Below are 1,579 nucleotides of genomic sequence, written 5' to 3'. Positions count from 1 at the left end.
CGTCATGGCCGATGCCGATGGCGATCAGTTCCACCGCGCGGCGGCGCTCCACCATCGCGATTACGTCGCGCAGGTGTTTTTCCAGATAGATCGCAGGGTTCACCGACAGCGTCGAGTCGTCCACCGGCGCGCCGTCCGAGATCACCATGAGGATTTTGCGCTGCTCCGAGCGGGCGAGCATCCGGCGATGCGCCCATTCCAGCGCCTCGCCGTCGATATTCTCCTTCAGCAGGCCTTCCTTCATCATCAGGCCCAGATTGGCCCGCGTCCGACGCATCGGCGCATCGGCGCGCTTGTAGATGATGTGGCGCAGGTCGTTGAGGCGACCAGGGCTTTGCGGGCGGCCATCGGCGAGCCATTTCTCACGGCTCTGACCGCCTTTCCAGGCGCGTGTGGTGAAGCCGAGGATCTCGACCTTCACGTCGCAGCGCTCTAGCGTACGGGCGAGCACGTCGGCGCAGATCGCCGCGATCGAGATCGGGCGGCCGCGCATCGAACCGGAATTGTCCAGAAGCAGCGTCACCACGGTGTCGCGGAACTCGGTATCCTTCTCGACCTTGAAGCTGAGCGGCGTCGTCGGGTTCGCGACAACGCGGGCGAGGCGGCCCGCATCGAGCATCCCTTCCTCGCGGTCGAATTCCCACGACCGGTTCTGCTGTGCCTGCAGGCGGCGTTGCAGCTTGTTGGCGAGCCGCGAGACCGCGCCTTTCAGCGGATCGAGCTGCTGATCGAGATAGAGGCGCAGACGCTCCAGCTCGGCCGGTTCGGCCAAGTCCTCGGCGGCAATCTCCTCGTCGAATTCGGTCGTGTAGACGGCATAATTCGGATCGGCCTGCGAATGCGGCGGGGGCGGCGGTGGCTCCAGCGGCGCATCGGCCTGCGGCATGTCCATCTCGTCGCTCATTTCCTGATCGGCGAGATCGTCGGAGCTGACGGAGGTCTGGGTCTGGTCGTCCTGCGCTTCCTGGCTGGATTCCGGCGTGGCCTCGGCCTCGTCGTCCTCCTGCTCGTCGCGGGCCTGATTTTCGCCCTGTTCCTCGTCGGCGTTCTCTTCCTGCTCGTCCTCGGCCTCGTCGCCCATATCCTCGTCGGGATCGTCGCCCAGCTGATCGGCATAGCCGAGATCGGCGATCACCTTGCGGGTAAGACGTGCGAAGGCGGCCTGATCGGCGAGGACGTGGTTGACGTTCTCCAGATCGTCGCCCGCCGATTGCTCGATGAAGGGGCGCCACAGGTCGAGCACGTTATCCGCGCCGGGCGGCAGTTTCCGGCCCGTCGCCAGTTCGCGCACGAAATAGCCCGCGGCGACCGAGAGCGGGGCCTCTTCGGGGGCGCGGATCTGGGCATAGCCCTTGCGTTCGGCCTCATGGGCGATCTTGGCGTCGATATTGCTGAGCGTGCCGGGCATGTCGCGCGCGCCCAAGGCTTCGCAGCGCGCGGTCTCCATCGCCTCGTAGATCGCGCTCGCCAGATCGCCCGAGGGCGCATAGCGGCTGTCGATCGCGGCATCGTGGTGGCGGCGGCGCATCGCCATCGCATCGGCGGTGCCGCGCGCGAGCAGAACCTCGTCGCGCGTCAT

General features: G+C 66.5%; 1 protein-coding gene. It reads right to left on the bottom strand.

Features of this window, described 5'->3' with window-relative positions; translation table 11 throughout:
• Positions 1-1,579 (bottom strand): cobaltochelatase CobT-related protein (locus B3D39_RS13560; protein ID WP_286789794.1); only part of this gene is annotated, 1,579 nt, incomplete at both ends.

This window comes from Thioclava sp. UBA3469, assembly GCF_002378135.1.
In the GTDB taxonomy this organism is placed as follows: Bacteria; Pseudomonadota; Alphaproteobacteria; order Rhodobacterales; family Rhodobacteraceae; genus Thioclava; species Thioclava sediminum.
Note: the sequence above shows the minus strand (reverse complement) of the source record. Positions and strands in the feature narration are given on the sequence as shown.